General features: G+C 70.7%; 1 protein-coding gene. It reads left to right on the top strand.

From position 1 onward, the window contains the following. On the top strand, nt 1-406 hold a 406-nt coding region (locus G3I56_RS42950; protein WP_164418973.1), incomplete at both ends, for an ATP-binding cassette domain-containing protein.

Genomic DNA, 406 nt, shown 5'->3' with positions numbered 1-406 from the left:
CGGACCGTACTCGACAACACCCCGACCGTCCCCGCGCTGGTCGGCTGGAAGAAGGCGAAGGCCCGCGCACGGGCGGCCGAACTGCTCGATCTGGTGGGCCTGGACCCCGCGACATACGGCTCCCGCTATCCGGCGCAGCTCTCGGGCGGTCAGCGCCAGCGGGTGGGTGTCGCCCGCGCTCTGGCCGCCGACCCACCGGTTCTGCTGATGGACGAACCGTTCGGCGCGGTGGACCCGGTGGTGCGCGAACGGCTGCAGAACGAGTTCCTGAGTCTCCAGGCCACGGTCCGCAAGACGGTGCTCCTGGTCACCCACGACATCGAGGAGGCGGTACGGATGGGGGACCGTATCGCCGTGTACGGAGAGGGGCGCATCGAGCAGTTCGACACCCCGGCGGCCGTGCTCG

Source organism: Streptomyces sp. SID12488 (assembly GCF_010548275.1).
Lineage (GTDB): Bacteria > Actinomycetota > Actinomycetes > Streptomycetales > Streptomycetaceae > Streptomyces.
This window is presented reverse-complemented; position numbering and strand designations above follow the sequence as displayed.